Source organism: Reyranella aquatilis, from assembly GCF_020880995.1.
Lineage (GTDB): Bacteria > Pseudomonadota > Alphaproteobacteria > Reyranellales > Reyranellaceae > Reyranella > Reyranella aquatilis.
This window is the reverse complement of the sequence record NZ_JAJISD010000010.1, coordinates 62,129-86,252: the sequence shown is the minus strand read 5'-3', so window position 1 is coordinate 86,252 and position 24,124 is coordinate 62,129. Positions and strand designations below refer to the sequence as shown.

Sequence of the window (24,124 nt, the reverse complement as noted above, 5' to 3'; positions counted from 1 at the left end):
CGAACGATGGGAAGCGGCTCGGCCAAGCGGGCTCCTGGGACAGGCAAGGAATGAAACTGCAAACTCGATATGGTGGTTTTACGGCGGCGGTCAATTCACGGATCGCGGCCATCCTGGCTCTTGTCCTCTGCGTGGCGGTCGCGACGGGCATCGCGACGGCCCATGCACAATCCGGGCAAACGGCGTCCGAGCCGGTGAAACTCGCGATCCTGGGGGACAGCCTGGCCGCGGGCTATGGCCTCGCCCCGGCGCAGGCTTTTCCGACACGCCTTCAGGCGGCGCTCAAGGAGAAGGGCCGCAACGTCACCGTCATCAATCACGGCGTCTCGGGCGACACCACGGCGGGCGGGCTGGAGCGCATCGACTGGATGATGGGCGACAAGCCCGACATCGTGATGGTCGAACTGGGCGGCAACGACATGCTGCGCGCCCTCGATCCGGCCAGCACGGAGAAGAATCTCGACGCCATCATCGGCAAGCTGAAGGAAGCGGGCGCCACCGTCTGGCTGGTCGGCATGCTGGCCCCGCGCAACTTCGGTCCGGAATACGTCAAGCAGTTCGACGGCCTCTTCAAGACGCTGGCCGACAAGCACGGCGTGCCGCTCTATCCCTTCTTCCTCGACGGGGTGGCGCAGGACCCCGCGCTCAACCAGCCTGACGGCATTCATCCAAACGCAAAGGGCGTCGACGTCATTGTCGAGCGCATCCTGCCCTTCGTGACGAAGAACCTCGACGATGCCGCGTCTGTTCGTCGCCCTGCCCGTCCCTGACGAAATCGCCGACGCATTGTCGGCTCTGCAGTCCGGCGTTCCCGACGCACGCTGGGTGCCGCAGGAGAACCTGCACGTGACTCTGTGCTTCGCGGGCGAGGTGCAGGGCGGCACGATGCGCGACTTCGAGGAGGAACTGGCCGACATCGCCGGCCCGCCCTTCTCCGTGACGATCGCCGGCGTCGAGCAGTTCAGCAGCGGCAAGCAGCCGCGCGCCCTGGTCGCTCTGGTCGAACGCAGCGACCGGCTCGACTGGCTGCAGCAGAAGGTGACGGCGGTCGCGCGCAACTGCGGCATCGAGGTCGAACGCCGCAAGTACCGGCCGCACGTCACCCTGGCCCGCTTCCCGGTAGGCGCCGAGACGGGCCACCACTTCGCGCAGTTCATGGCGAGCCACGGCACCTTCCGGCTGGAGCCGTGGGTGGCCGAGCATTTCACGCTCTATTCAAGTCGCTCCGGCCGTAGTGGCCCGATCTACACGGCCGAGGCCGAGTATCCGTTGACGTTTTAGTCCAGGAGGGGGTTGCGTCGTCTCCACCACGCGCCTGCAGCGCTGCGGTCGAGACGACGGAATTTTCTTCTTCAACTGACGTCACACGAACGTCAGCAACCGCCGCGGATTGCCCACCAGGATCGCGTCGATCTCGGCCTCGCTGTAACCGCGCTTCTTCATCATCGGCACGACGTTGCGGAAGATGTGGCCATAGCCGTGGCCGCCGAAGCTCGCGAGGCGGGTGCGGTAGCAGATGTCGTGGCTGATCACGACGCGCTCGAGATGGCCGGCCTCGATCAGCGCGCGGATCAGCCGGAGCCGCGTCGCGTCGTTGGGCATGTCGATGTCGGAGAGGCCGTAGTAGCTCGATTCCTGGCCGAACAGGTCGAACTCCACCGTCACGCCCGAATCGGCCAGCTTCAGCAGGCGCGGCTCGTCGAAGATGGTGCGGTCGATGTGGCTGATGACGATGCGCTCGGTCGGGAAGCCGGCGGCCATGGCGAAGTCGGCAATCTCCTGCGGCTGGTCGGGATCGCGGCCGGGATGGACGTTGATCGACGCGCCGGTCTCGGTGGCGGCGATGAACGCCCCCCGCATCACGCGCTTTTCGGTGTCGGTCCATGGCGCCTGGCAGCCGATCTCGCCGATCATGCCGGCGCAGACGTCGGTGCCCCACGCCCCGTCGTGGATCTGGCCGATCATTTCGGCGGCGAAATCCTCCACCGTCCGATCGTGGTTCCTCGGATCCTGGTAGTCGTTGACGTAGTAGCCGCAGCCCATCACGAGATGCACGCCCGTCCCGGCGGCGATGCGGCGTAGCCCGTTCGGGTCGGGCGAGAGGCCGCCGCAGGACAGCTCGACGATGGCGTCGCCGCCCTCGTGCTTCATCATCGCCACTTCGCGGGTGGCGATATCCTCGAGGTCGAGCATGTACTTGCGGCCGGCACGCTTGATGCCGCGGCCGTAGTTGATCTGCCAGACGTTCTCCAGGGTGATCTCGGGACCGAGATCGTTGTCGGAGCGCGTGCCGGGCGGGCGGATGTCGCAGAGCACGTGTTCGTGCATCAGCGTACGGCCCAGTCTCTCGGGCTCGATCGGCCCGAGAACGGTCTGGATCTTTCCCTTCAGTTCAGGCCGGCTCATTGCGGCTCCAGCTTGGCGGCCTCGACGACCCTCTTCCACTTCACGTATTCGCTCTGCATGTGCTTGGCGAGGTCTTCCGAGGAGCCGCCGAGCTCGGCCGCGCCGGCGTCGCGGATCTTCTTGATCACGTCGGGCGACTTGGAGGCCTTCACCAGCTCATCAGAGAGCTTCTTCACGATCTCCGGCGGCGTGCCGGCCGGCGCGGCGACGTACCACCACGGCGCCGCGTCGAAGCCGGGATAGCCCTGCTCGGCGATCGTCGGCACGTCCGGCAGCGAGAACCAGCGCTTGCCCGAGCTGACGCCCAGCGCCCTGAGCGCGCCGGACTGGATGTGCGGCAGGTAGGGCGGGAGATTGTCCATGGTGCTGGGAATGTGGTTCGCGAGCAGATCCTTCAGCACCAGCGAGCTGCCGCGATAGACGACATGCTCGACCTTGAAGCCGGCTAGCGACTGGAAATACTCCATGGCGAGATGGCCGGTGCCGCCGACCGCCGGCGAGCCGAAGCTCACCTTGTTGGGACCCTGCTTCTTGCAATACTCGACATACTCCTTGGCCGTCTTCACCGGCATGTCGGGATGCACCGCGAGCACGTTGGCGACTTCGCCGAACAGCGCGACCGGCGCGAAGCTCTTCACGCTGTCGTAGGGCATGCTCTTGTAGAGGAACTGGTTGGTGACGGCCGTGCCCACCGTGCCCAGCAGCAGCGTGTAACCGTCGGCGGGCGCCTTGGCGACGATCTCCGCACCCACGTTGCCGCCGGCGCCGCTCTTGTTGTCGACCACAAAGGTCTGTCCCCAGACCTCCTGGAGATGCGCCGCGGCGATGCGGCCCAGCAGATCGGTGGTGCCGGCCGGCGCGAAGGGCACGACCACGCGCACCTGCTTGTTGGGATAGGTCGACTGCGCCCAGCCGTGTCGGGCCAGCATCGGCGCCGCGAGCGGCGCAAGGGCGGCACCCGCAATGAGCGTACGGCGCCCTATCATCTTCCCGGAGGTTGTCTTGTTCGTCTTGGACATAGCAAAGCTCCCTGATTTCAGGCGACTATATCGCCCGGCAATTGGGAGATAAATGTGACCGCAGGATTGATTGGCTACTCGGATCGCATCTCGGTACGGAGCGGCGAGACGATCGCTTTCAAGGTTTCGAGCGCCGGCCCCACGCCTTATCACGCGATGCTCGTGCGCATCGTGCGCGGCGATCCCAATCCAGACGGCCCGCCGCCCAAGCTCGAGGACCTTTCGGACCTCTTCGACGGCCGCTTTGCCTCCCGCGTCCAGCATGCCTGGCCCGGCTCCTACGGCCTGGTCGAGGCGGCCAGGGACGCACGTTTGCCGGCCTCGCTCCATGTCGAGGCATTGATCTGGCCCACGCTGCCCGAGGACGGGCCGCAGACCGTGATCTCGCGCCGCGATCCGGCCAGCGGGGCGGGCTTCGCCCTCGTTCTCACGCCGGAGGGCATGGCGTTCGAGACCGGCAAGGATCGGGTCGTGGTCGGGAAGAAGCTGCGCGGACGCATCTGGTACCGCGTCTGGGCCAGCGCCGATCCGGAGACCGGAACGCTGCGCGTCGGCCAGCAACCGCTGGTCCGCGCCTTCGGCACCGACGACGAGGGCGAAGCCAGCGGCAAGGCCACGGGCCTGGATCTCGACTCCGCCTCCCCTGTGCTGATCGCCGCCGAGGCGGCCACGGACCGGCCCGCACGGCGCTGCTTCAACGGCAAGATCGAGGCGCCGCGCGTGCAGGGCTTCGCTGCCTGGGACTTCACGCGTCACATGGATTCTATGGAGATCGAGGATACAGGCCCCAATGGCCTGCACGGCCGACTGCTCAACCTGCCGACGCGCGCCATGAAGGGCTCGGCCTGGACCGGCGCGGAACGCGACTGGCGCCGCGCGCCGCATCACTATGCGGCGATCCATTTCCATGACGACGACCTGCACGATTGCGGCTGGCTCGACGATTTCAGCTTCACGGTTCCGAAGGACATGAAGAGCGGCATCTACGGCATGCAGCTCACCTGCGGCACGCAGCGCGACGTCATCCCCTTCGTCGTGCGCCCGCAGGTCGGCAAGCCGCAGGCCAAGGTCTGCTACCTCGCCGCGACCTTCACCTATCAGGTCTATTCCAACTTCTCGCGCGGCATGTACGACGACGCCTTCCGCAAGCGCGTCTCCGACTGGAAGGCCTACCCGCACAATCCCGACGAGCACCGCGACTACGGACTCTCGACCTACAACCACCATCGCGACGGATCCGGCGTCGCCTATTCGTCGCGCCTGCGACCACTCCTCACCTGGCGGCCGAACTTCCTGAGCTTCAACGACGAGGCCGGCTCCGGCCTGCGCCACCTGCCGGCCGACACGCATCTCACCGGCTGGCTCGATCGCATGAATGTGCCGTTCGACGTCATCACCGACCACGACCTCGACGAGAAGGGCGTCGAACTGCTCTCGTCCTACAAGGTCGTCCTGACGGGATCGCACCCGGAATATCACACCGAGGGCACGCTCGACGCGCTGCAGGCCTATACTGAAACCGGGGGGCGGCTGATGTATCTCGGCGGCAACGGCTTCTACTGGCGCGTGGCCCTGTCGCCGAAGGTGCCGGGCGCCATCGAGGTTCGCCGCACCGAGGGCGGCATCCGCACCTGGGCCGCCGAGCCCGGCGAATACTATCACGCGTTCGACGGCGCCTATGGCGGCCTGTGGCGGCGCTCCGACCGCGCGCCCAATCTCCTGTGCGGCATCGGCTTCTCGAGCCAGGGCACGTTCGTGGGCGATTCCTACCGTCAGTCGCCGGCGGCGCGCGACAATACCCATGCCTGGATCTTTGAGGGCGTGAAGGACGAGTTGTTCGGCGGTTACGGCTTTTCGGGTGGCGGCGCGGCGGGTTTCGAACTCGACCGGCTCGACCACCGGCTGGGCAGTCCGCTCAATGCCGTGGTGCTGGCCTCGTCGGAAGGCCACGACCGCCGGAACTTCGTCGTCGTGCACGAGGAGCGGCTGGGATTCACGACGACCATTCCCGGCCAGACGCTGGAGCAGCTCATCCGGGCCGACATGACCTATATCGAGAAGCCGAAGGGCGGCGCGGTCTTCTCGGTGGGCTCGATCACCTACTGCGGCAGCCTGCCCCACAACAAGTTCGACAACGACGTGTCGCGGCTTACCTTCAACGTGCTGAACCGCTTCGGCGAGCTCCGCCTCAAATGGCCCTTTTGACCTGGGGGGTCAGGCGGGCCAGCAGACCACGCGTGGCGGACTCGATCATGCCGATGGCGCGCTCATAGTCGTCCGTCGTGCCGCCGAACGGGTCCGGGATGTCGAGGATGCCGAGCGGCGGGGCATAGTTCATGAGGAGCTGCGGCTTGTCGGCGAGATCGCGCGGCGCCAGCCAGCGCATCTCTGCCAGGTGCCCGCGGGTCATGCCCAGGACATAGTCGAAGTGCTCGATGTCCCCGCCCGTGATCTGACGGGCGCGGATGCCGCTGATGTCGTAGCCGCGCGCGGCGGCCACGTCGATCGCCGCCGGCGTGGGCGGCTGCCCGACATGGCTGGCGCCGGTACCGGCCGAATCGATTTCGAAAGCCTCGGCGAGGCCCGCCTTGGTGGCGAGCGACCGGAATACGCCCTCGGCCGTGGGGGAACGGCAGAGATTTGCAGTGCAGACGAACAGGATGCCGATGGTCATGGTCGTGCACCCTAGCACGGCGCTAGATTGACGGCATGCATCAGGATTTCTTCCCGCCGGGCATCGCCGTGCTGACCGGCGCCGGCATCTCGAAAGAGAGCGGAATCGACACGTTCCGCGACGCAGACGGGCTGTGGAGCCGCGTCAACCTCGAGGAAGTGGCGACGCTGGAAGCCTGGCACCGCGACAGGAAGAAGGTGCTCGACTTCTACAACGAGACCCGGAACCTGTTCCGGGCAGCCGACATCCACCCCAACGACGCCCACAAGGCGCTGGCCTGGCTCGAGCGCGAGTACGAGGGCGAGGTCACGGTCATCACCCAGAACATCGACCTCCTCCACGAGCAGGCCGGCTCGAAGAGGGTGATCCACATGCATGGGCGCGACGGCGAAGTCCGCTGCATGGCCTGCGGCACGGTGTTCGAATCCGAGCAGGACCTCACTCCAGGCTCGGTCTGTCCCGCCTGCAATGCCGTGGGCGAGCTCAGGCCCAACATCGTGTGGTTCGGCGAGATGCCGATGCATCTCGAGGAGATCTACGAGGTGCTGGAGCGCTGCGGCCTCTTCCTGGCGGTGGGCACGTCGGGCGAGGTGTATCCCGCGGCCGGCTTCGTCCTGCATGTCCGCCGCCATGCGCCGCGCGCCCATACCGTCGAGCTCAACCTGGAGCCGACCGGCAACAAGAGCCTGTTCCACGAACACATCTACGGCCCCGCGACGGCGACCGTGCCGCCCTATGTGGCGCGGGTGCTGAAGCACGGCTGGAAATAGAAGAAACGCAAACGGAGGAAGACATGCCCGACATGACCCACGACATCGCGAAGGGCCCGCACGGCGCGCACCACATCGCCCCAGACGTCCACGGGCAGAACTTCTACGCGATCGACCGGCAGTTCCAGGACCTGATGCGGCTCTACATGGAGCCCGGCCTGCGGGCGCAGATGACGCCGCATTTCGGGCGGCTGGGCGAACTGGCCGGGGGCCGGCTCGACGAACTGGCGATGATCGCCGACAAGCATCCGCCGGTGCTGCAGCCGCGCGATCGCTTCGGCCGCGACGAGGACTGGATCGACTACCATCCCGCCTATCGCGAGATGGAGAAGATCGCCTACGAGGAATTCGGCCTGCACGCGATGAGCCATCGCGCCGGCGTGCTCGGCATGACGGAGCCGGCGCACCCGCTGGTGAAATATGCCTTCACCTATCTCTTCGTGCAGGGCGAGTTCGGGTTGATGTGCCCCGTCTCGATGTCCGACACGTCGAACTTCACCATGAAGACTCACGCCTCGCCCGAGCTGAAGCGCCTGCTCATGAACCGGCTGCTGAGCCAGGACCCGGCGGACATGATGAAGGGCGCGCAGCTGATGACCGAGAAGGCCGGCGGCTCGGACGTCGGCGCGCTGGAGACCGAGGCCGAGCGCATCGGCGTCGGTGCCGACGGAATCGAGCGCTGGAAGATTTACGGCCAGAAGTGGTTCTGCAGCCACGCCGACGCCGACCTGGCGCTGATCCTCGCGCGCCCGCGCGGCGCGGCGGCGGGCACGAAGGGTCTCGCCATGTTCGCCCTGCCGCGACGCCTCGAGGATGGCTCGCGCAACAGCTATCGGATCGTGCGCCTGAAGGACAAACTCGGCACACGCTCCATGGCGTCGGGCGAGATCGTCCTCGACGGCGCCGTCGCCTATCTGGTGGGCGACGTGAACCACGGCTTCAAGCAGATGATGAGCCAGGTCAACCTGTCCCGGCTGAGCCACGGCGTGCGCGCCGCGGCGATGATGCGCCGCTGCCTCAACGAAGCGCTGGCAGCCGCGCGCGGCCGCCGCGCCTTTGGCAAGGCCACGTCGGAATATCCGCTGCTGCGCCGCCAGCTGATGAAGATCATGCTGCCGACCGAGCAGGCGCTGTCGATGTTCGCCTTCTCCGCCGATGCGATGGGCCGCGCCGATAAGGGCGACAGGGACGCCGCGAACCTGCTGCGTATCCTGACGCCGGTCTACAAGTTCCGCGCCTGCCGCGACAACATCCCGGTCGCCAGCGCGGCCCTCGAGGTCCGCGGCGGCATCGGCTACATCGAGGAATGGGTCACGGCGCGGCTGGTGCGCGACGCCCAGATCGGCACGATCTGGGAAGGCACGTCCAGCATCAACGCACTGGACGTCGTGCAGCGCGCCGTCGGCAAGTCGGGTGGCCACAAGACGCTCTCCGCCGCGCTCAAGTCCAAGTACGAGCCGAGCGGCGCCCTGCCCGGCCAGTACAAGGGCCTTCTGGGCGCCACGCTCGACCGGGTCGAGCGCTTCGTCGAAGCCGTCGCCGCCGACCCGAAGCAGGAAAAGCGCTCCCGCCTCGCCGCCGGCGCGCTCTATCACGCCACGACGGCGGCGCTCCTGGCCTGGGAAGGCGCCACCCTCGGCGCCGAAGGCGGCGACGCTCGCCGCCTGCTGCTATCGCGCCTCGCGATAGAGCATCGCCTCGCCCCGCAGGATCCGCTGTCGCTGAGCGAGTCGGGCTGGGAAGAAGAAGCCATCAACCTCCTCCTCGACGACGCACCGGTGCCGTTGGCAAAGGCGGCGGCGCTGGTAGCGGCGTAGCAGCCAAAGGTCCCTCGCTACGCTCGGATGACAATCGTGGGTTGCTGGCGCAAACAATCCATTAAGATAAGGTTGTCATCCCGAGCGTAGCGAGGGACCTTTCCTCTAACGCTTCAGTACCTCGTCCGTATGCTCCCCGAGCAGCGGCTCGCGATAGATGGGGTTCGACGGCTCGTCCTTGAAGCGCACCACCGGGCCGAAGTGGAGGCGGCCCTGGTCGTCCGTCACCATGAAGCCGCGTTTCTGCAGATTGGCGTCGGCGATGGCCTCGGGGAGCGTGTTGACCGGGCCGTAGCAGATGTCGAGCGTTGCCAGATACTCCATCCAGTGGGCGAGCGGCTTCGCGCGGAAGGTTTCGGCGAGGAAATCCATCACCGGCTTCTGGTGGGCGCCAGGCCATTCGCAGAGAGAGGCCATCTCGGATTTGCCGAGCGCGCCCAGCAGGTTCTTGATGAACTTCATCTCCTGGCCCGCGATCACGAGCTGGCGGCCGTCGGATGTGTCGTAGACGCGATAGAAGGCCGAGCCGCCGGTCGTGCGCTGCTGCTTCACGTCGGGCGCCTTGTTCTCGGCGAAGGTCGTGCCGACCACGTTGGCGCAGGAGGCCATCAGCGATTCATGCATCGAGACGTCGATATAGTCGCCACGGCCGGTGTCCTTGCGGCGCAGCAGCGCCATCAGCACGCCCGCCAGACCATGAAGGCCGCTCACCAGATCGGCGACAGGAATGCCGGGGATCGCGGGACGTCCGTCGTCGCCCAGGGTCAGGCTCAACACGCCGGTCATCGCCTCCAGCGCGAGATCGTGCGCGGCGCGGCCGGGATAGGCGCCGTCCTGCCCGAAGGCACTGATCGAGCAATAGACGATGCCGGGGTTCTTCGCCGCGACCGCGTCGTAGCCGATGCCGAAGCGGGCGGCGACGCCGGGACGGAACGATTCGACCAGCACGTCGGCCTCGCAGGCGAGACGAAACAGATCGGCGCGGCCCTGCTCGCTCTTGAGGTCGAGCACGACGCTCTTCTTGCCGCGGCCCATGTTGCGGAAGAACACCGAGGTGCGTTCGTCGGGCGGCAGGATGTGACGGCCGGGATCGCCCTCGCCCGGCGGCTCGACCTTGATCACCTCGGCGCCATGATCGGCCAGCGAGGTGGTGAGATAGGGGCCCGGCAGGAACCAGGAGAGATCGACGACCTTGATGCCCTGAAGTTTCATGACGACTTGCCCAGCAAAGCTTCGTTGTCGGCACCAAGCGGCGAACAGGCGGACTGCGCCAGCCGCTCGCCGTCGATGCGCAGGGGATTGGCAAGAATGCGCAGGTCACCCTTCACCGGATGCGATACGGCGGTGACCATGCCGGTCTCGCGCGCAAAGGAACTGTCGAGCGCCTGGTCGAGACGATGGACGGGCGCGGCCGGCAGCAGCCCGTTCATCGATGCGAGCCACTCGGCCGTCGTGCGCGTGCGAAACGTCGCGTCGAGTTCGTCCGACATGGCCGCCCGATTCTTCGCGCGCGTATTGGGATCGGGGAAACGCGGATCGGTCACCAGATCGCCGCGACCCGTCACCTCGCACAGGTTCAGCCAGAATTTCTGCGTCATGCACATGATGAAGATCCAGCCGTCCTTGGTCGGGAAGGTCTGGACCGGTGCCAGCGAGAGATGCGCGCTGCGCGGCACCCGCGGCGAGACATCGCCCTCGTTCAGGTACCATAGGCCTGGATAGGTGAGCTGGTGCATGGCGACGTCGTAGAGACAGGTGTCGACGTCGCAGCCCTGTCCCGTGGTGCGGGCGCGCAGCAGGCAGCTCAACAGACCGACGATGCCGGTCAGTCCGCTCATGCTGTCGATCATCGAAACGCCGACGCGTGTCGGCGGCCCGTCGGGCTCGCCGGTCAGTTCCATCAGCCCGGCCTCGGCCTGCATCAGGAAGTCGTAGCCGGGCCAATCCCGGCGCTCGTTGTCGCGGCCGTAGGCGGAGATGTGCAGGCAGACGATCGCGGGCTTCAGGTGCTTCAGGCTGGCATAGTCGATGCCGAGTTTGGCCGGCTGCGTGCCGCGCATGTTGTTCACGACGCAGTCGGCGCCCTTCACCAGCGCCTCGAACTGCCGTCGCCCCTCCGCCGACTTCATGTCGAGGGTCACGCTCTTCTTGCCGAGGTTCCAGGCCTGGAAATACTCGCTGTCGTTCTCGCCGAGCTTGTAAGGCCCGACCTGGCGCGAGGGATCGCCGCCCTGCGGCGCCTCGATCTTGATCACCTCGGCGCCGAGTTCGGCAAGGAACATCGTGCCATAGGGGCCGGCGCCGAACTGTTCGAGAGTGAGGACTCGGATGCCTTCGAGGGGCTTGCCGTTCATGGACGCGGCCTCACGCGATCGGGTTCCGCTTGACCAGCTGCCGCGCGATGATGATGCGCTGCATCTCGTTGGTACCCTCGCCGATGCAGGTCAGCGGCGCGTCGCGATAGAGGCGCTCGATGTCGTACTCCTTGGAGTAGCCGTAGGCGCCGTGGATGCGCATCGATTCGATGCTGTTTTCCAGCGCCGCCTCGGATGAAAAATACTTCGCCATGCCGGCCTCCATGTCGCAGCGCTCGCCGCGGTCGAAGATGGCGGCGGCGTCAAGCGTCAGCAGGCGGGCGGCGCGGGCGCGCGTGGCCATCTCGCCGAGCTTGAGCTGGATCGCCTGGTGCTCGCAGATCGGCTTGCCGAAGGTCTTGCGCATCTGGGAGTAGCTGGTCGCCAGCCGGAGCGCGCCCTCGGCGATGCCGACGCCCCGCGCGGCGACGTTGATACGGCCCAGTTCGAGGCCGCCCGCGACCTGCGCGAAGCCTTGGCCCTCGACCTCGCCGATCAGGTGATCGGCCGGGATCCGGTAATCCTCGAACACCAGCTCGCCGGAATCGATCGACTTGTAGCCGAGCTTCTCGAGCTTGCGGCCGACTGTGAAGCCCGGCCCCTTGGGCGTGATGAACAGGCTCATGCCGGTATGCCGTGGATTGGCCTCCGGGTCGGTCTTCACCAGCATGGCGAAGCAATGGCCCTCGATGCCGTTGGAAATCCAGGTCTTGGTTCCGTTGATGACATACCCGTCGTTGCCGTCGCGCTTCGCCACCATGCGGATCGACTGGAGATCCGTGCCGGCATCGGGCTCTGTGAGCGCCAGGCCGCCGCGGATCTCGCCGGTGGCGAATTTCGGCAGCCAGCGCTCCTTCTGGCGGGGCGTGCCGAACTTCTCGACCGCCAGCGCCAGCATCAGGTGGGAGTTGAAGATGCCGGTGATGGCCATCCAGACCGAGGAAATACGCATCACGATCTCGGCGTAGGTGGTGGCCGGGAGGCCAAGGCCGCCATACTCCGGACTGATCGTGGCGCCGAACAGGCCGAGCTCCTTCATCTGCTCGACGATCTCGGCCGGCCACTTGTCGGCATGGTCGAATTCCTTCACGCGCGGCGCCACCTCGCGCTCGATCCACCGGTCTATGGTGGCAAGCAGCTGCGCTTCGTCGGCCTTGTCGATCGTCTTCATTCGGTCCTCCCGGAGGGCATCATGCCCGACGGCGGGGAGTGGACAAGGCCGGGGAACCTCAGGTCGAAACCGGACGAACGCGAAACGGGACGGCCGCGACGCCGGACGGCCCCTAGGCGCGACGACACAGGTCGTGCATCATCCGCGCCCAACAACAAATTCCGCAATGAAGGAAAACAGGAAATGAGGAGACGTCACTTCACGGCCGGCCTGGCGACGCTGCCGTTCGTGCCGACCTTCGCCCTCGCACAGGGCGACGACTGGCCCAACCGAAACGTCCGCATCGTCTGCCCCTTCACGCCCGGCGGGTCGCAGGACAACATCGCCCGCCGTCTCGCGGTCAAGCTCAGCGACGAGTTCGGGCAGACCTTCGTGGTCGAGAACCGCACCGGCGCCGGCGGATCGATCGCGGCCGACAACGTCGCCAAGTCGCCGCCCGACGGATACTCGGTGCTGCTGGGCAACATCGGCAGCCATGCGCTGGTGCCGCATCTCTATCGCAAGCCCGCCTACAACGCCGTCACCGACCTCGAGACGGTGGCCTGGATCGGCACGCAGCCCAACCTGCTGTGCTGCCATCCCAACTTCGAGCACAACACGCTGCAGAAGCTGATCGCGGCGGCGAAGAAGGAGCCCGGCAAGTATTCCTTCGGCTCGTCCGGCCTCGGCACCTCGCCCACGCTCACCATGGAACTGTTCAAGCAGAAGACCGGCGTCGACATCACTTTCATCAGCTATCGCGGGGCTGCGGCGGCGGCGGCCGACGTGCTGGCCGGTCACGTGCCCATGGTGATTTCCAACATCGATTCGCTGATGGGCCAGGTGAGCGCCGGCAAGCTTAAGCCGATGGCCTCCAGCGGTGCCAAGCGGTCGCCGGTCGTGCCCGACACGCCCACCTTCGCGGAGGTCGTGTCGCCGGATCTGGTCGTGACCTCCTGGTCGATCTGGGCGGTGCCGACCGGCACCCCGGCCAAGATCAAGGACAAGCTTCGCGTCGCGACCGAAAAGGCGCTGAAGTCGCCGGACGTGCTGGAGAGCATGAAGGCCGGCGGCTTCGAGCCCGGCATCATGACGGTCCCCGAGATCGACGCCTACATCCAGACCGAGATCAAGCGCTGGGGCGAGGTCATCCGTGCCGCGGGCATCAAGCCGGAATAATCACCTCATCCCGGACCTGCTGGCGCCCGGTCTCGACCTGGTGTTCTGCGGCACCGCGCCCAGCCCGATCTCGTTCAAGGCGCGCGCCTACTACGCCAACCCCGGCAATGCCTTCTGGCCGACCCTGCATGCGGTCGGCCTGACGCCGGAGCGGCTGGCACCGCAGCGCTTCCCCGAATTGCTGGCGCTGGGCCTCGGCCTCACCGATCTCAACAAGACCGAGGTCGGGTCGGACCACGAGCTGACGCCGGCGGCCATGGACGCAACGTCGCTGCATGCCAAGCTGCGCCGCTACCGACCCGCCGCGATCGCCTTCACCTCCAAGAACGCGGCGTCGCTCGCGCTCGGCATCAAGACACCCGTGTATGGGCGGCAGGTCGAACTTCTCGAAGGCGCCGTCGCCTTCGTGCTGGCCTCGCCCTCGGGGCGCGCCCGCTCCTTCTGGACTCTGGCGCCGTGGAAGGAGGCTGCCGACTTCGTCGCTGAACGGCGTCGCCGGCGGGAGCGCGCGGCGTGAGGATCGGTCGCCGTGCCGCGCTGGCAGGCCTGCTTGGCATGCCCGCCCTCGCCGGGGCCCAGGAAGCATCGACCAGCCTGCGCGACCTCGCCGCGCGCGCGACCATCTACCTCTTCCCGATCTACGAGATGTATCGCGCCCGCTGGCGCGCGACGGTCGATGAGCAGAACCCGCAGCGGCAGAGGCTCAATCGGTTCCGTCATGTCCCGACCCTCGCCGACGCCCGCACGCGCGAGATGACAGCGCCCAATGCCGACACACTCTATTCATCGGCCTGGCTCGATCTCTCGCTTGAACCCCTGTTCCTCACGGTACCGCCGGTCGGCGACCTCTATTACAGCTATGCCTTCATCGACCTGTTCACCGACAATTTTCTCGTGGTCAGCCATCGGCTCGGCAGCAAGGGACGGGCCACGCACATGATCGTCGGCCCGACGTGGAATGGCGATGCGCCGGGCGACGTCGTGCTGGTGCGGGCGCCGACGACGTCGGTCTGGCTTCTGGGCCGCATCCTGGTCGACGGTCCCGAGGAACTTGACCGTGCGCGCATCCTGCAGAGCCGCGTGCTGCTGGAAACGCCGGACATGCGCAACGAACGGCGTATCCTGGAGACCGGCGAGCTGATGCGCTTCCGCACGCAGGCACCGCCCGAACCCGTCGCAGACTGGCCGGCCGCCCATCCCGACGAGCCTTTCGACCTGTTCGACGTCGGCATGCGGGCGCTCGGCGAGAGCCCCTTGCCGGCGCGCGACGGCCCGCTGTTCGAGGCGCTGGCGCCGCTGAAGCTGAAGCCCGGACGCAAGTTCGACCAGCGCGCCTTCACCGAAGCCGAACGTCGCGCCATCCGCACCGGCATAGAGCAGGGTCATGCCGACATCCGCGCCGCCGCCGGAAGGGGCCGCACGATCGACGGCTGGACCTATGGCGAGCGGCATTTCGGCAATTTCGGCGACGACTATCTCTATCGGGCCGCCACCGCGCTGACGGCGCTCGGCGCTCTGATGCCCGGCGAGGCGGTCTATGTGACCGGCTCCCAGGATGCGGACCGGCAGCCGCTCCTGGGCACCGAGCGCTATGTGCTCACCTTCCCCGCCGGAGGCCTGCCGCCGGTGAGGGCCTTCTGGTCCCTGTCCGCCTACGAGGTCACGCCGGAAGGCCGTGCCTATTTCAGCGAAAACGTCATCGACCGATATTCGGTGGGCGACCGGACTCCCGGTCTGGTTCACGGCGCCGACGGATCGCTCACGATCTACATCCAGCGGGACCGGCCGTCGGCCGATCGGGTGGCGAACTGGCTGCCCGCCCCCGCGGGACCGATGCGCCTTGTGCTGCGCGCCTTCCTGCCCGAGCAGGCGCTGATCGAGGGGCGATACCGGGTCCCTCCGGTGCGGCGCAACTCCTCTCCCTGACCGGCGTTCTTCCAGCGAACACGCAGGAGCCCTCATGACCGACATGTCGCGCCGTTCGCTGGCCGCAGGCGCCGGCTTACTGGTTGGCGGCTTTGCGCTGGGCGCGCGCGCCCAGTCGACCGCCCCGCAACTGGCCACCTCTGTCGCTGCCCCGAAGGCGACGCCCAAGCCGCTCGTGATCAATCCCGACAAGGTCAAGGGGCTGTCGGCCGACCTCCTGCGCAGACATCACGACACCGAGTATGCCGGCATGGTGAAGAAGCTGAACGCGGTCAGCGAGGAATTGGCGCGCATCGACTTTGCGGACGTCACGCCCGAGCGGCTGGGCGAACTCAAGCGCGACGAGCAGGCGGCACAGAACGCGATCATCCTGCACGAGATCTACTTCGAGGGTCTTTCCGAGACACCCGGCCAGCCGTCCGGTCTGCTGGCCCAGGCCCTGTCGCGCGACTTCGGCAGCCTCGATCGCTGGAAGGCGGAGTTCGGCGGCATCGGCAGGTCGCTCGGCGCGGGAACGGGCTGGGTGGTCCTCGCCTATGCACCGCGCGACAAGCGTCTCTTCAACTACCGCGCCGAGAACGATTCCATGGCTCCGGCCGGGGGCGTGCCGCTGCTCGTGATGGACATGTACGAGCATGCCTACGCCGCCGACTACGAGAAGGACGTCGCTCGCTACATCGAGGCCTTCGTCCAGGCGATCAAGTGGACGAACGCGGAGCGGCTCTACCGCGAGGCGATGAGGGTTTGATTATCATGTTCCTCTCCCGCTGACGGGGAGAGGAGGAAGAAGAGGAAGCGCGTCAGGCGTTGGGCTGCACGCGCTGCGATTCTTCCTCGGCCTTGGCTTCGATCGCTTCCATGTCGTCGTCGCTCAGGCCGAAGTGATGGCCGATCTCGTGGATCAGCACATGGCGCACGATGTGCGGCAGGTCCTCGCCCGATTCGCACCAGTAGTCGAGGATCGGACGGCGATAGAGGAAGATCCGGTCGATATCGTTGGCGACGTGGCCCGCGCCGCGCTCCATCATCGAAACGCCCTGATAGAGACCGAGCAGGTCGAACGGCGTGTCGAGCTCCATCTGCTTCTCGACTTCGTCCGACGGGAAATCGTCGATCTGGATGCGCACGTTGCCGATATGCTTGCGAAACTCCTCGGGGATCGTCGCGAGCGCCTCGGCGGCGATCGCTTCGAAATCCTCCAATGTGGGCGCCAGGCCGAAGCAGGGCGTGCGCCGAGGATTGTTGAAGACCGGCATGACTCCCCCATATAGGACCGGCGCGCCCGCGCCAAGCGCTCCGTCGTGACCGTTTGCGGCCCTTGCTGTCCGGAGGTTTGGCGCGGTATTCGCATCGCCTTCCCGACCGATCCCGACTAAGCTCGCCGCCGCCCATGCTTCGTTTCCTCGTCCGCCGCCTGATCGTGGCACTGCTCGTCGCCGCGACCGTCATGACGCTCGCATTCATCCTGACGCGGCTGTCGGGCGATCTCGCCATTTCCATCGCCGGTCCGAACGCCACGCAGACCGACATCGAGGCGGTCCGCAAGGCCTATGGCCTCGACCGGCCCGTGCTGACGCAGTTCTTCGATTGGGTGGGCCGCGCCGTCACCGGCGATCTCGGCAACAGCTATTTCTTCCAGACGCGCGTCTCGACGCTGATTGCAGAGCGCATGCCGGTGACACTGACCCTTGGCCTGACCGGCCTCTCGCTCGCGCTCCTGATCTCGATCCCGATGGGTATTCTTGCGGCTGTGCGTGAAAACACCAACTTCGATCGCGCGGTACAGATGATCGCCCTGATCGGCCAGGCGATGCCGTCCTTCTGGCTCGGTCTGCTCCTGATGATCGTCTTCGGACTGACGCTGGGCTGGCTGCCGATCTCGGGTACGGGCTCATGGGAGCATTTCGTGATGCCCGGCATCGTGCTGGCCTTCTCCGCAGTGCCGGCCCTCACGCGCCTGACGCGCGCCGGCATGATCCAGGCGATGGGCAGCGACTATATTCGCACCGCGCGCGCCAAGGGCCTGTCGCGCGCCTCGATCCTGCTGAAGCACGCGCTGCGCAACGCCGCCATTCCGGTCGTGGCGATCGCCGCCGTGCAGCTCGGCTTCATGCTGGGCGGCTCGATCGTGATCGAGCAGGTCTTCGCCCTGCATGGTGTCGGCTTCCTCGCCTGGGAGAGCATCGCCAAGAACGATTTCCCCGTGGTTCAGGCCGTCGTGCTCGTCCTCGCCGTCATCTACGTCGCCCTGACCATGGTTTCGGACTTGCTGAACGCCGTGCTCGACCCGAGGCTTCGCGCATGAGGATGGGCGCATGAGCACCGCCGTCACGGTCAATGCCGGCCCGCGACGTGGCTGGAAGAGCGCCGGCACCTGGATCGGCGCGATCATCGTGGGCATCGCGCTGTTCTGCGCCGTCTTCGCGCCGCTGATCGTGCCGCACGATCCGTTCGCCCAGGACCTCAACCGCCGCCTTCTCGTGCCGTTCTGGATGGAGGGGCACAATCCCGACTTCATCCTCGGCACCGACCAGCTCGGTCGCGACTATCTCTCGCGCCTGATCTGGGGCTGCCGCATCTCGATGCTGATCGGCATCACCGTCACCATCGTGTCAGGCCTGATCGGCATCACCATCGGCGTGCTGGGCGGCTTCTTCGGCGGGCGCATCGACGACGCCGTGCTGTTCGCCATCACCACCCGCCTCTCGATCCCGGTCGTGCTGGTGGCACTGGCCGTGGTCGGCCTGCTCGGCACCTCGATGACCCTGCTGGTGCTGACGCTCGGCCTGCTGTTGTGGGACCGCTTCGCCGTCGTGGCGCGATCGACCTCCATGCAGGTGCGCAACCTCGACTTCGTGGCCGCCGCCTGGTGCGCCGGCTGTTCGCGCTTCCGCGTGCTGTCGCGCGAGGTGCTGCCCAACATCGCGAGCCACCTCGTCGTGGTGGCGACGCTCGAGATCGCGCTCGCCATCCTGCTTGAGGCGACGCTGTCGTTCCTCGGCCTCGGCGTGCCGCCACCTCTGCCCTCCTGGGGCCTGATGATCGCGGAGGCGAAGGACTACATGTTCTTCAGCCCGTGGGTGATCGTGATTCCGGGCGTGGCGCTGTTCGTGCTGGTGCTCGGAATCAACCTGCTGGGCGACGGGTTGCGCGACGCCTTCGGCACTAGGTCCCGCTCATGAGCGCGCTGCTCGAAGTCGAAAAGCTCGAAGTGGGCTTCGGCGGCAACACCTCGGCGGTGCGTGGCGCCTCGCTCACGGTCGAGCGTGGCGAGACCCATTGCCTGGTGGGCGAATCGGGCTGCGGCAAGTCCGTGACGGCTTTGGCTGTGATGAACCTGCTGGCCCGCGGCGGCCATCGCACGGCGCAGCGGCTCAGCTTCCAGGGCGAGGACCTGCTGAAGCTCGACGATCGCGGCATGGCGCGCCTGCGCGGCAATGCCATGGCGATGATCTTCCAGGAGCCGATGACCAGCCTCAATCCGGCCTACACGATCGGTTCGCAGATGACCGAGGTGATGCGCCGGCACAAGAAGGTGAGCCAGCGGATCGCCATCGACCGCGCCGCCGATCTTCTGGGCCGCGTCGGCATCACCGCACCCGGCCTGCGCCTCGGCCAGTTCCCGCACCAGCTTTCGGGCGGCCTGCGCCAGCGCGTGATGATCGCCATGGCGCTGATGTGCGAGCCGCAGCTCCTGATCGCCGACGAGCCGACCACGGCGCTTGACGTCACGGTGCAGGCGCAGATCCTGCGCCTGCTGGCCCAGCTGCAGCGCGACCTCGGCCTCGGCCTGCTGCTGATCACCCACGATCTCGGCATCGTGGCGCGCGTCGCCCATCGGGTCTCGGTCATGTATGCCGGCGAAGTCGTCGAGAGCGCCGCGACCGCGCAGCTCTTCGCCGATCCCCGGCATCCCTACACGCAGGGCCTGCTGCGCTGCGTGCCGGTGCCGGGCAAGCAGCGGCAGGATGAACCGCTGGGCTCGATCCCGGGCACCGTGCCGCGCATCGGCCCAGGCTTCGAGGGTTGCGGCTTCCGCGACCGCTGCAGCTTCGCCGACGCGACCTGCGCCCGGAGCGTACCGCACCAGGTCGCTGCGCCGGGCCACGACTATCTCTGCCGGCTGGCGCCATGAGCACGACGACCACACCCGCGATCGAACTCCGCTCGGTGGGCAAGACTTTCCGCGTCGCCGGCGGTGTCCTCGGCAAGGACCGTCGCGTCGTCGCCGTCGACGGCGTCTCGTTTGCCGTGCCGCCGGGCGGCGTGCTGGGCGTCGTGGGCGAATCGGGCTGCGGCAAGTCCACGCTCGCGCGCCTGATCCTCGGCCTGCTCGAACCCGACTCCGGCGATATCGCCGTCGAGGGCCAGCGCATCGTCGACATGGACCGCAAGGCCCGCGCACGGCTGATCCAGCCGGTTTTCCAGGATCCGTTCTCCTCGCTCAATCCGCTGACCCGCATTCGCGACATCGTGGCGATGCCGCTGCAGGCGCAGGGGACCTTCTCGCGCGCCGAGATTGCCCGGCGCGTCGACGAGATGCTGAGCCGCGTCGGCCTGCCGGGCGAGATGGGCAATCGCCTGCCGGCCGAACTCTCCGGCGGCCAGCGCCAGAGGGTCGCGATCGCCCGTGCCCTGGTGCTGCGGCCGCGCATCGTGGTGTGCGACGAGCCAACCTCGGCACTCGACGTCTCGGTACAGGCGCAGATCCTGAACCTGCTGGCCGAGCTGCGCCGCGACCTCGGCCTCACCTATCTGTTCATCAGCCACAATCTCGCGGTCGTCGAGCACGTCGCGAGCGAGGTGGCGGTGATGTATCTCGGCCGCATCGTCGAGAAGAAGCCGACGCAGGCGCTGTTCCACGACCCGGAGCATCCCTACACCAAGGCGCTGTTGGCCTCGGTGCTGACGCCGGAGCCCGGCCTCGGCGTGCCCGATGTGGGCCTGGGCGACGTCATGCCTGATCCGGCCAACATCCCGCCGGGATGCCGCTTCCATCCGCGCTGCCCGATCGCCGAACCGCGCTGCGCGACGGAAACGCCGCCGCTCAGGCCTCGACCTGGCGGCGGCGTGGAGTGTCTGCTGGTTCCCTAGGATCTCTGGAAAAGAGATCCCTGGGCTACGCCCGGGATGACACGCCTTCGGCGTGTCACTTCCACTTCGCGAAGTAGAAGCGCGGCAGCTCGTCCGGGAAGGTCTTGAAGTCCAGCGCCTTGGAGAAGGCGTAGGTGTTCACGTAGGTGTTGATCGGCAGCCAGTAGGCCTTCTCGGTCGCAATCTTCACCGCCGCGGAGTAGGCCTTCTTGCGTGCCTCGGTGTTGGACGTGGCGCCACCCTCGGCGACCAGCTTCTCGAGCTCGGGGTCCTTCGAATAGTTGTCAAGCGCCCCGGCGCCGAACATCACCGGCAGGATCGCCGACACGTCGTTGATCGAGTAGCTGCCCCAGCTGCCCATGTAGAGCGGCGCCTCGCCCTTCTGGGCCTTCTGGATGGCCGGCGCGACCTGCAGCTGGGTGATCTTGGCGCGGATGCCGACGGCGTTGAGATAGTTCTGGATTGCCGCGCCCCACGAAGTCGGCTGCACGTAGCTCACCATCTCGACGTCGAAGCCGTTGGGGAAGCCCGCTTCCGCCAGCAGTGCCTTGGCCTTGGCCGGATCGTAGTCGTACTTCACGGCGGCATCGGCATCGCAGCCGAACTGGCTGGGGAAGCAGGGCGCCGGCGGCACGCGGCTGCCGCCGCCGACCAGCTTCTCGGCGAACTGCTTGCGGTCGACCGCGTGCCAGATCGCCTGGCGCACCTTGAGGTTGGTCAGCGGATTGCCGGCGCCCGAGCGGCCTGCGGCATCGATCGAGAGGTAGCCGACACGCATCGATTCCTGCCGGACGGCCTGCAGGAACGGCATCTTGTTGATGTCGTTGGCCTGGTCGGGGTTGATGTTCCAGATCCAGTCGGCCTTCTGCGCCAGCACCTCGGTCACCGCGGTGGCGAGGTCGGGCACGAAGCGCACATGCAGCTTCTTGATCGCCGGCACGCCCTTGGGCGAGCCCTTCCAGTAATCGTCGAAGCGTTCGAAGAAGATCTCCTTGCCCTGGTCGTTCTTCACGATCTTGTACGGGCCCGCGCCGACCGGCTTGGCCGAGAAGCCCTCGGGACCGACCTTCTCGCGATAGGCCTTGGGATGGATCGGCGTCACCATGGCGAGATACTCGAGCGCCGCCGGGGTCGGACGCTTCATCTTGATCCGCACCGTCCAGTCGCCGGTCTTCTCGGCCTTGTCGATCCAGGCATAGTTCGACGGCGTCGCGACTTTGGACGCGGGATCGGCCGCCATGTTGATCGTGTAGACGACATCGTCGGGCGTGAGACCGCTGCCGTCGTGGAACTTCACGCCCTGCCGGATCGTAAGATCGAGCGTGTTGTCGTCGGTGAACTTCCAGTCGGTGGCCAGCGACGGCTTGATCTCGAAAGTCGCGGGATCGCGATGGACCAGCATGTCCCACGCCTGGTGCGCGAGGATCAGGCCGGTGCGCTGGCTGTTGAAGTACATGTCGACGTTGGGCACGGCGTCGTTGAACAGGATGCGCAGCTGGTCGGCGCTCTTCTGCGCGGACGCCGGCACGGCGGCGCCGGCGCCCAGCACGGCGGCCGTCGTAGAAATTAGGGCGGTACGTCGGGTGATCTTCAAGAAAGCCTCCGGTTTGTTGGCACGAGCCTAGGCCGCTGCGCTGCGATGAGGCAAGCTTCACGCCAACCAAGGAGAATGCAGATGACCGCCAAACTCGCCGGCAAGGCCCGAAGCCAGGCCCTCGCCACCATCAAGGGCTGGAAGAAGGTGCGTGGCCGCGATGCGATCCAGAAGAGCTTCAGGTTCGCCGACTTCAACGAGGCCTGGGGATTCATGACTCGCGTCGCGATGGCCGCCGAGAAGGCCGACCATCATCCCGAATGGTCGAACGTCTACAACAAGGTCGAGATCGTGCTCTCGACCCACGATGCCGGCGGCGTGTCACTGAAGGACGTGGCGCTGGCCCGGGTGATCGACGCGGTCGCCTGATCGCTAGGGTCGCGGACCCGAGCGCACGACCTCGTCAAAGTGCTGGCGCACGCGAACGGCTGAGTGTTCGAGCAGCAGACGGGCCGCGCGCCCGGCCCCCTCCGGATCGGCGGCCGAGACTCGATCTGCAAGGCGCCGCCAGTCGGCCGCCGACTCCGCACGGCCTGCCGGTGTCAGGAAGCTGCTGGCCTGGCCGCGGATCAGCTGCCACATGCCCATTCCCGCCAGCCGTTTGTACATGTCGGGCAGGTGGTTGTTGCCGCAGCGCTCCGTGAGGAAGGTCTGGATTCGAACCGACTGGCTGGCGAAGTCCTGCGGTGAGGTGTCTATCGTTGCCGCCATCCTTTCCAGGTCGGCCACCAACACCTCCAGTTCGGCTTTCTGATCCGGACCCGCCTGGCGGGTGTAACGCTCGGCCGCGGTCGCGAGCAACGCGGCGCGCAGTTCGAACAGGTCATCGAGATCCCGGCGGGAGAATTCGGCGATGCGCGCGCCCGAGCGCGGGATGCGCACCACGTAGCCCTGCCGCGCCAGCGCAATCAGCGCCTCGCGCACCGTGGCGCGGCTGACCGCGTGGGTCTGGGCGAGCAGTTCCTCCTTGAGACGATCCCCGGGCTTCAGTCGACCCGTCATCACGTCCTCCAGCACGCGCTCCGCCAGTCGCTCGGGCAGCGACTTCACAAGCCGTCCGAGCGGGGTCTCGGAGTCGGGGCTGACGTCCATGGCAATGAACCTATCTTGTCTGACAATAAACAGTATATTGACCGATCATCAGGGCGCTGGGTAGGTTCGCAGCCCGGGAGAAATGACATGAACTCACTCGAAATCACCCCTCTGGGCTTCGCGGCGGGCGCGGAAATCCGTGGCATCGACCTTCGCAAGCCGCTGACCAACGCGCAGCATGAGGAGATTAACAAGGCCTGGCTCGAGCATATCGTTCTCGTCTTTCCAGAACAGGACCTGACGCCGGAGGAGCAGATTGCCTTCTCCCGCCGCTTCGGGGTGCTCGACAATCACGAGTCCCAGGCGCCGTCGACGCTGCATCCGGACCATCGCGAGATCCTGGTCCTCAGCAACAAGACGGTCGGCGGCAAGAAGTCGGGCACCTACAATTCGGGCCGCAACTGGCACACCGACCTCAGCTACACGTCGCGTCCCGCGAAGGGAGCGATCCTGCACTGCAAGGAGAAGCCGCCGGTCGGTGGCGACACGATGTGGGCCAACCTTTATCTCGCGCTCGAAACGCTGACGCCGCCCATCCGTGCCCTGCTCGAGAACCTCGAGGCGGTGCACGACGTCTCGATGGTGCGCGGCATCGAGCAGCGCGATCCGACCGTGGTCGCCGAAATGAAGCGGCGCAATCCGCCGATCATCCACCCCGTCGTGCGCACGCATCCCGAGACCGGTCGCAAGTCGCTGCTGGTCAATCAGCGCATCCGCCGCTTCCTCGGCATGTCCGACGACGAGAGCCAGAGCCTGCTCGCAATGCTCAACGCACATGCGACATCGCCGGAGTTCGTCTACCGCCATCGCTGGAGCCTGGGCGACGTGGTGATGTGGGACAATCGCTGCAGCTGCCACGTGGCACTGGGCGACTTCGACCAGACCAAGCCTCGCGTGATGTACCGCTGCTCGCTGGAGGGCGAGGTCGAGTCGGGCCGCATCGCCGAGAACGTCGCAGGCGCCGATCGGGAATCCATGCTGCAGGCCGTCGCCGCGGTTTCCTGAACCGCGCCGCCACGACCCGGCAACAGGGCTAAACCCAGAAAAGA

At 66.7% G+C, this 24,124-nt stretch carries 24 protein-coding genes; 15 read left to right on the top strand and 9 right to left on the bottom strand.

The window, feature by feature from the left end:
- Window positions 1–50 precede the first annotated feature (50 nt).
- Together LJ725_RS21320 and thpR are read left to right on the top strand one after the other, a co-directional pair.
- Entirely contained in the window at window positions 51–770 is a 720-nt protein-coding gene (locus tag LJ725_RS21320) for an arylesterase (protein WP_230552877.1), read from the top strand.
- Window positions 736–1,281, top strand: coding sequence for an RNA 2',3'-cyclic phosphodiesterase (thpR, locus tag LJ725_RS21315; protein WP_230552875.1), 546 nt, complete (start codon window positions 736–738; stop codon window positions 1,279–1,281). The genes LJ725_RS21320 and thpR overlap by 35 nt, the downstream gene beginning before the upstream one ends.
- Window positions 1,282–1,362: 81 nt before the next feature.
- Here thpR and LJ725_RS21310 read toward each other — a convergent pair whose 3' ends face one another.
- Window positions 1,363–2,406, bottom strand: coding sequence for a phosphotriesterase family protein (locus tag LJ725_RS21310; RefSeq protein WP_230552873.1), 1,044 nt, complete (start codon window positions 2,404–2,406; stop codon window positions 1,363–1,365).
- On the bottom strand, window positions 2,403–3,425 hold the full coding sequence (locus tag LJ725_RS21305) for a Bug family tripartite tricarboxylate transporter substrate binding protein (protein WP_230552871.1): 1,023 nt from the start codon (window positions 3,423–3,425) through the stop codon (window positions 2,403–2,405). The genes LJ725_RS21310 and LJ725_RS21305 overlap by 4 nt, the downstream gene beginning before the upstream one ends.
- Window positions 3,426–3,479: 54 nt before the next feature.
- On the opposite strand from LJ725_RS21305, the gene LJ725_RS21300 reads away from it, so the two are divergent.
- Window positions 3,480–5,630, top strand: coding sequence for a N,N-dimethylformamidase beta subunit family domain-containing protein (locus LJ725_RS21300; RefSeq protein ID WP_230552869.1), 2,151 nt, complete (start codon window positions 3,480–3,482; stop codon window positions 5,628–5,630).
- Here LJ725_RS21300 and LJ725_RS21295 read toward each other — a convergent pair.
- On the bottom strand, window positions 5,614–6,099 hold the full coding sequence (locus LJ725_RS21295; protein WP_230552868.1) for a low molecular weight protein-tyrosine-phosphatase: 486 nt from the start codon (window positions 6,097–6,099) through the stop codon (window positions 5,614–5,616). The genes LJ725_RS21300 and LJ725_RS21295 overlap by 17 nt on opposite strands.
- Before the next feature lie 35 nt (window positions 6,100–6,134).
- Between LJ725_RS21295 and LJ725_RS21290 the strand changes: the two genes are divergently transcribed.
- Both LJ725_RS21290 and LJ725_RS21285 read left to right on the top strand, forming a co-directional pair.
- Window positions 6,135–6,869 carry an NAD-dependent deacylase gene (locus LJ725_RS21290; RefSeq protein WP_230552867.1) on the top strand — a complete coding sequence of 245 codons (735 nt, stop codon included), beginning with the start codon at window positions 6,135–6,137 and terminating at the stop codon, window positions 6,867–6,869.
- Between the two features lie 23 nt (window positions 6,870–6,892).
- Entirely contained in the window at window positions 6,893–8,686 is a 1,794-nt protein-coding gene (locus LJ725_RS21285) for an acyl-CoA dehydrogenase family protein (protein ID WP_230552866.1), read from the top strand.
- Between the two features lie 105 nt (window positions 8,687–8,791).
- Here LJ725_RS21285 and LJ725_RS21280 read toward each other — a convergent pair whose 3' ends face one another.
- The 3 genes from LJ725_RS21280 to LJ725_RS21270 are packed head-to-tail and all read right to left on the bottom strand — an operon-like array spanning window position 8,792 to window position 12,211.
- Complete coding sequence (locus LJ725_RS21280; protein ID WP_230552865.1) at window positions 8,792–9,898, bottom strand: CaiB/BaiF CoA transferase family protein; 1,107 nt, start codon at window positions 9,896–9,898, stop codon at window positions 8,792–8,794.
- The gene (locus LJ725_RS21275) at window positions 9,895–11,040 is read right to left on the bottom strand and encodes a CaiB/BaiF CoA transferase family protein (RefSeq protein WP_230552864.1); all 1,146 of its coding nucleotides are present in this window, start codon (window positions 11,038–11,040) and stop codon (window positions 9,895–9,897) included. The genes LJ725_RS21280 and LJ725_RS21275 overlap by 4 nt, the downstream gene beginning before the upstream one ends.
- 10 nt (window positions 11,041–11,050) lie before the next feature.
- The gene (locus tag LJ725_RS21270) at window positions 11,051–12,211 is read right to left on the bottom strand and encodes an acyl-CoA dehydrogenase family protein (protein WP_230552863.1); all 1,161 of its coding nucleotides are present in this window, start codon (window positions 12,209–12,211) and stop codon (window positions 11,051–11,053) included.
- 183 nt (window positions 12,212–12,394) lie between these two features.
- Here LJ725_RS21270 and LJ725_RS21265 point away from each other — a divergent pair, with 183 nt between their 5' ends.
- Genes LJ725_RS21265 through LJ725_RS21250 form a run of 4 tightly spaced genes read left to right on the top strand, consistent with a single transcriptional unit; the run spans window position 12,395 to window position 16,043 of the window.
- The gene (locus LJ725_RS21265) at window positions 12,395–13,369 is read left to right on the top strand and encodes a Bug family tripartite tricarboxylate transporter substrate binding protein (protein ID WP_230552862.1); all 975 of its coding nucleotides are present in this window, start codon (window positions 12,395–12,397) and stop codon (window positions 13,367–13,369) included.
- Complete coding sequence (locus tag LJ725_RS21260) at window positions 13,344–13,886, top strand: mismatch-specific DNA-glycosylase (RefSeq protein WP_230552860.1); 543 nt, start codon at window positions 13,344–13,346, stop codon at window positions 13,884–13,886. The genes LJ725_RS21265 and LJ725_RS21260 overlap by 26 nt, the downstream gene beginning before the upstream one ends.
- Complete coding sequence (locus tag LJ725_RS21255; RefSeq protein WP_230552859.1) at window positions 13,883–15,295, top strand: DUF1254 domain-containing protein; 1,413 nt, start codon at window positions 13,883–13,885, stop codon at window positions 15,293–15,295. Before LJ725_RS21260 ends, LJ725_RS21255 begins: the two co-directional genes overlap by 4 nt.
- 34 nt (window positions 15,296–15,329) lie before the next feature.
- Window positions 15,330–16,043: a superoxide dismutase gene (locus LJ725_RS21250; protein ID WP_230552857.1), complete on the top strand. Its 714-nt coding sequence runs from the start codon at window positions 15,330–15,332 to the stop codon at window positions 16,041–16,043.
- Window positions 16,044–16,095: 52 nt separating this feature from the next.
- Here LJ725_RS21250 and LJ725_RS21245 read toward each other — a convergent pair whose 3' ends face one another.
- On the bottom strand, window positions 16,096–16,551 hold the full coding sequence (locus LJ725_RS21245) for a metallopeptidase family protein (protein ID WP_230552855.1): 456 nt from the start codon (window positions 16,549–16,551) through the stop codon (window positions 16,096–16,098).
- 134 nt (window positions 16,552–16,685) lie between these two features.
- Between LJ725_RS21245 and LJ725_RS21240 the strand changes: the two genes are divergently transcribed.
- From LJ725_RS21240 to LJ725_RS21225, 4 genes are read left to right on the top strand one after another with little or no spacing between them, the layout of a single operon-like run.
- Window positions 16,686–17,600: an ABC transporter permease gene (locus tag LJ725_RS21240; RefSeq protein ID WP_230552853.1), complete on the top strand. Its 915-nt coding sequence runs from the start codon at window positions 16,686–16,688 to the stop codon at window positions 17,598–17,600.
- Between the two features lie 10 nt (window positions 17,601–17,610).
- Window positions 17,611–18,477, top strand: a complete 867-nt coding sequence (locus LJ725_RS21235; protein WP_230552852.1) for an ABC transporter permease — start codon at window positions 17,611–17,613, stop codon at window positions 18,475–18,477.
- A complete protein-coding gene (locus LJ725_RS21230; RefSeq protein ID WP_230552850.1) occupies window positions 18,474–19,430 on the top strand; it encodes an ABC transporter ATP-binding protein in 957 nt (318 codons plus the stop codon). Before LJ725_RS21235 ends, LJ725_RS21230 begins: the two co-directional genes overlap by 4 nt.
- Window positions 19,427–20,389 carry an ABC transporter ATP-binding protein gene (locus LJ725_RS21225; protein WP_230552849.1) on the top strand — a complete coding sequence of 321 codons (963 nt, stop codon included), beginning with the start codon at window positions 19,427–19,429 and terminating at the stop codon, window positions 20,387–20,389. Before LJ725_RS21230 ends, LJ725_RS21225 begins: the two co-directional genes overlap by 4 nt.
- A 55-nt stretch (window positions 20,390–20,444) precedes the next feature.
- Here the strand turns inward: LJ725_RS21225 and LJ725_RS21220 are convergent, their stop codons facing one another.
- On the bottom strand, window positions 20,445–21,983 hold the full coding sequence (locus LJ725_RS21220) for an ABC transporter substrate-binding protein (RefSeq protein WP_230552847.1): 1,539 nt from the start codon (window positions 21,981–21,983) through the stop codon (window positions 20,445–20,447).
- Between the two features lie 75 nt (window positions 21,984–22,058).
- On the opposite strand from LJ725_RS21220, the gene LJ725_RS21215 reads away from it, so the two are divergent.
- Entirely contained in the window at window positions 22,059–22,352 is a 294-nt protein-coding gene (locus tag LJ725_RS21215; RefSeq protein WP_268990801.1) for a 4a-hydroxytetrahydrobiopterin dehydratase, read from the top strand.
- A 3-nt stretch (window positions 22,353–22,355) separates the two neighbouring features.
- Here the strand turns inward: LJ725_RS21215 and LJ725_RS21210 are convergent, their stop codons facing one another.
- Complete coding sequence (locus tag LJ725_RS21210) at window positions 22,356–23,075, bottom strand: GntR family transcriptional regulator (RefSeq protein WP_230552844.1); 720 nt, start codon at window positions 23,073–23,075, stop codon at window positions 22,356–22,358.
- An 87-nt stretch (window positions 23,076–23,162) separates the two neighbouring features.
- Here LJ725_RS21210 and LJ725_RS21205 point away from each other — a divergent pair, with 87 nt between their 5' ends.
- Window positions 23,163–24,080, top strand: coding sequence for a TauD/TfdA dioxygenase family protein (locus LJ725_RS21205; protein ID WP_230552841.1), 918 nt, complete (start codon window positions 23,163–23,165; stop codon window positions 24,078–24,080).
- Window positions 24,081–24,124 lie beyond the last annotated feature (44 nt).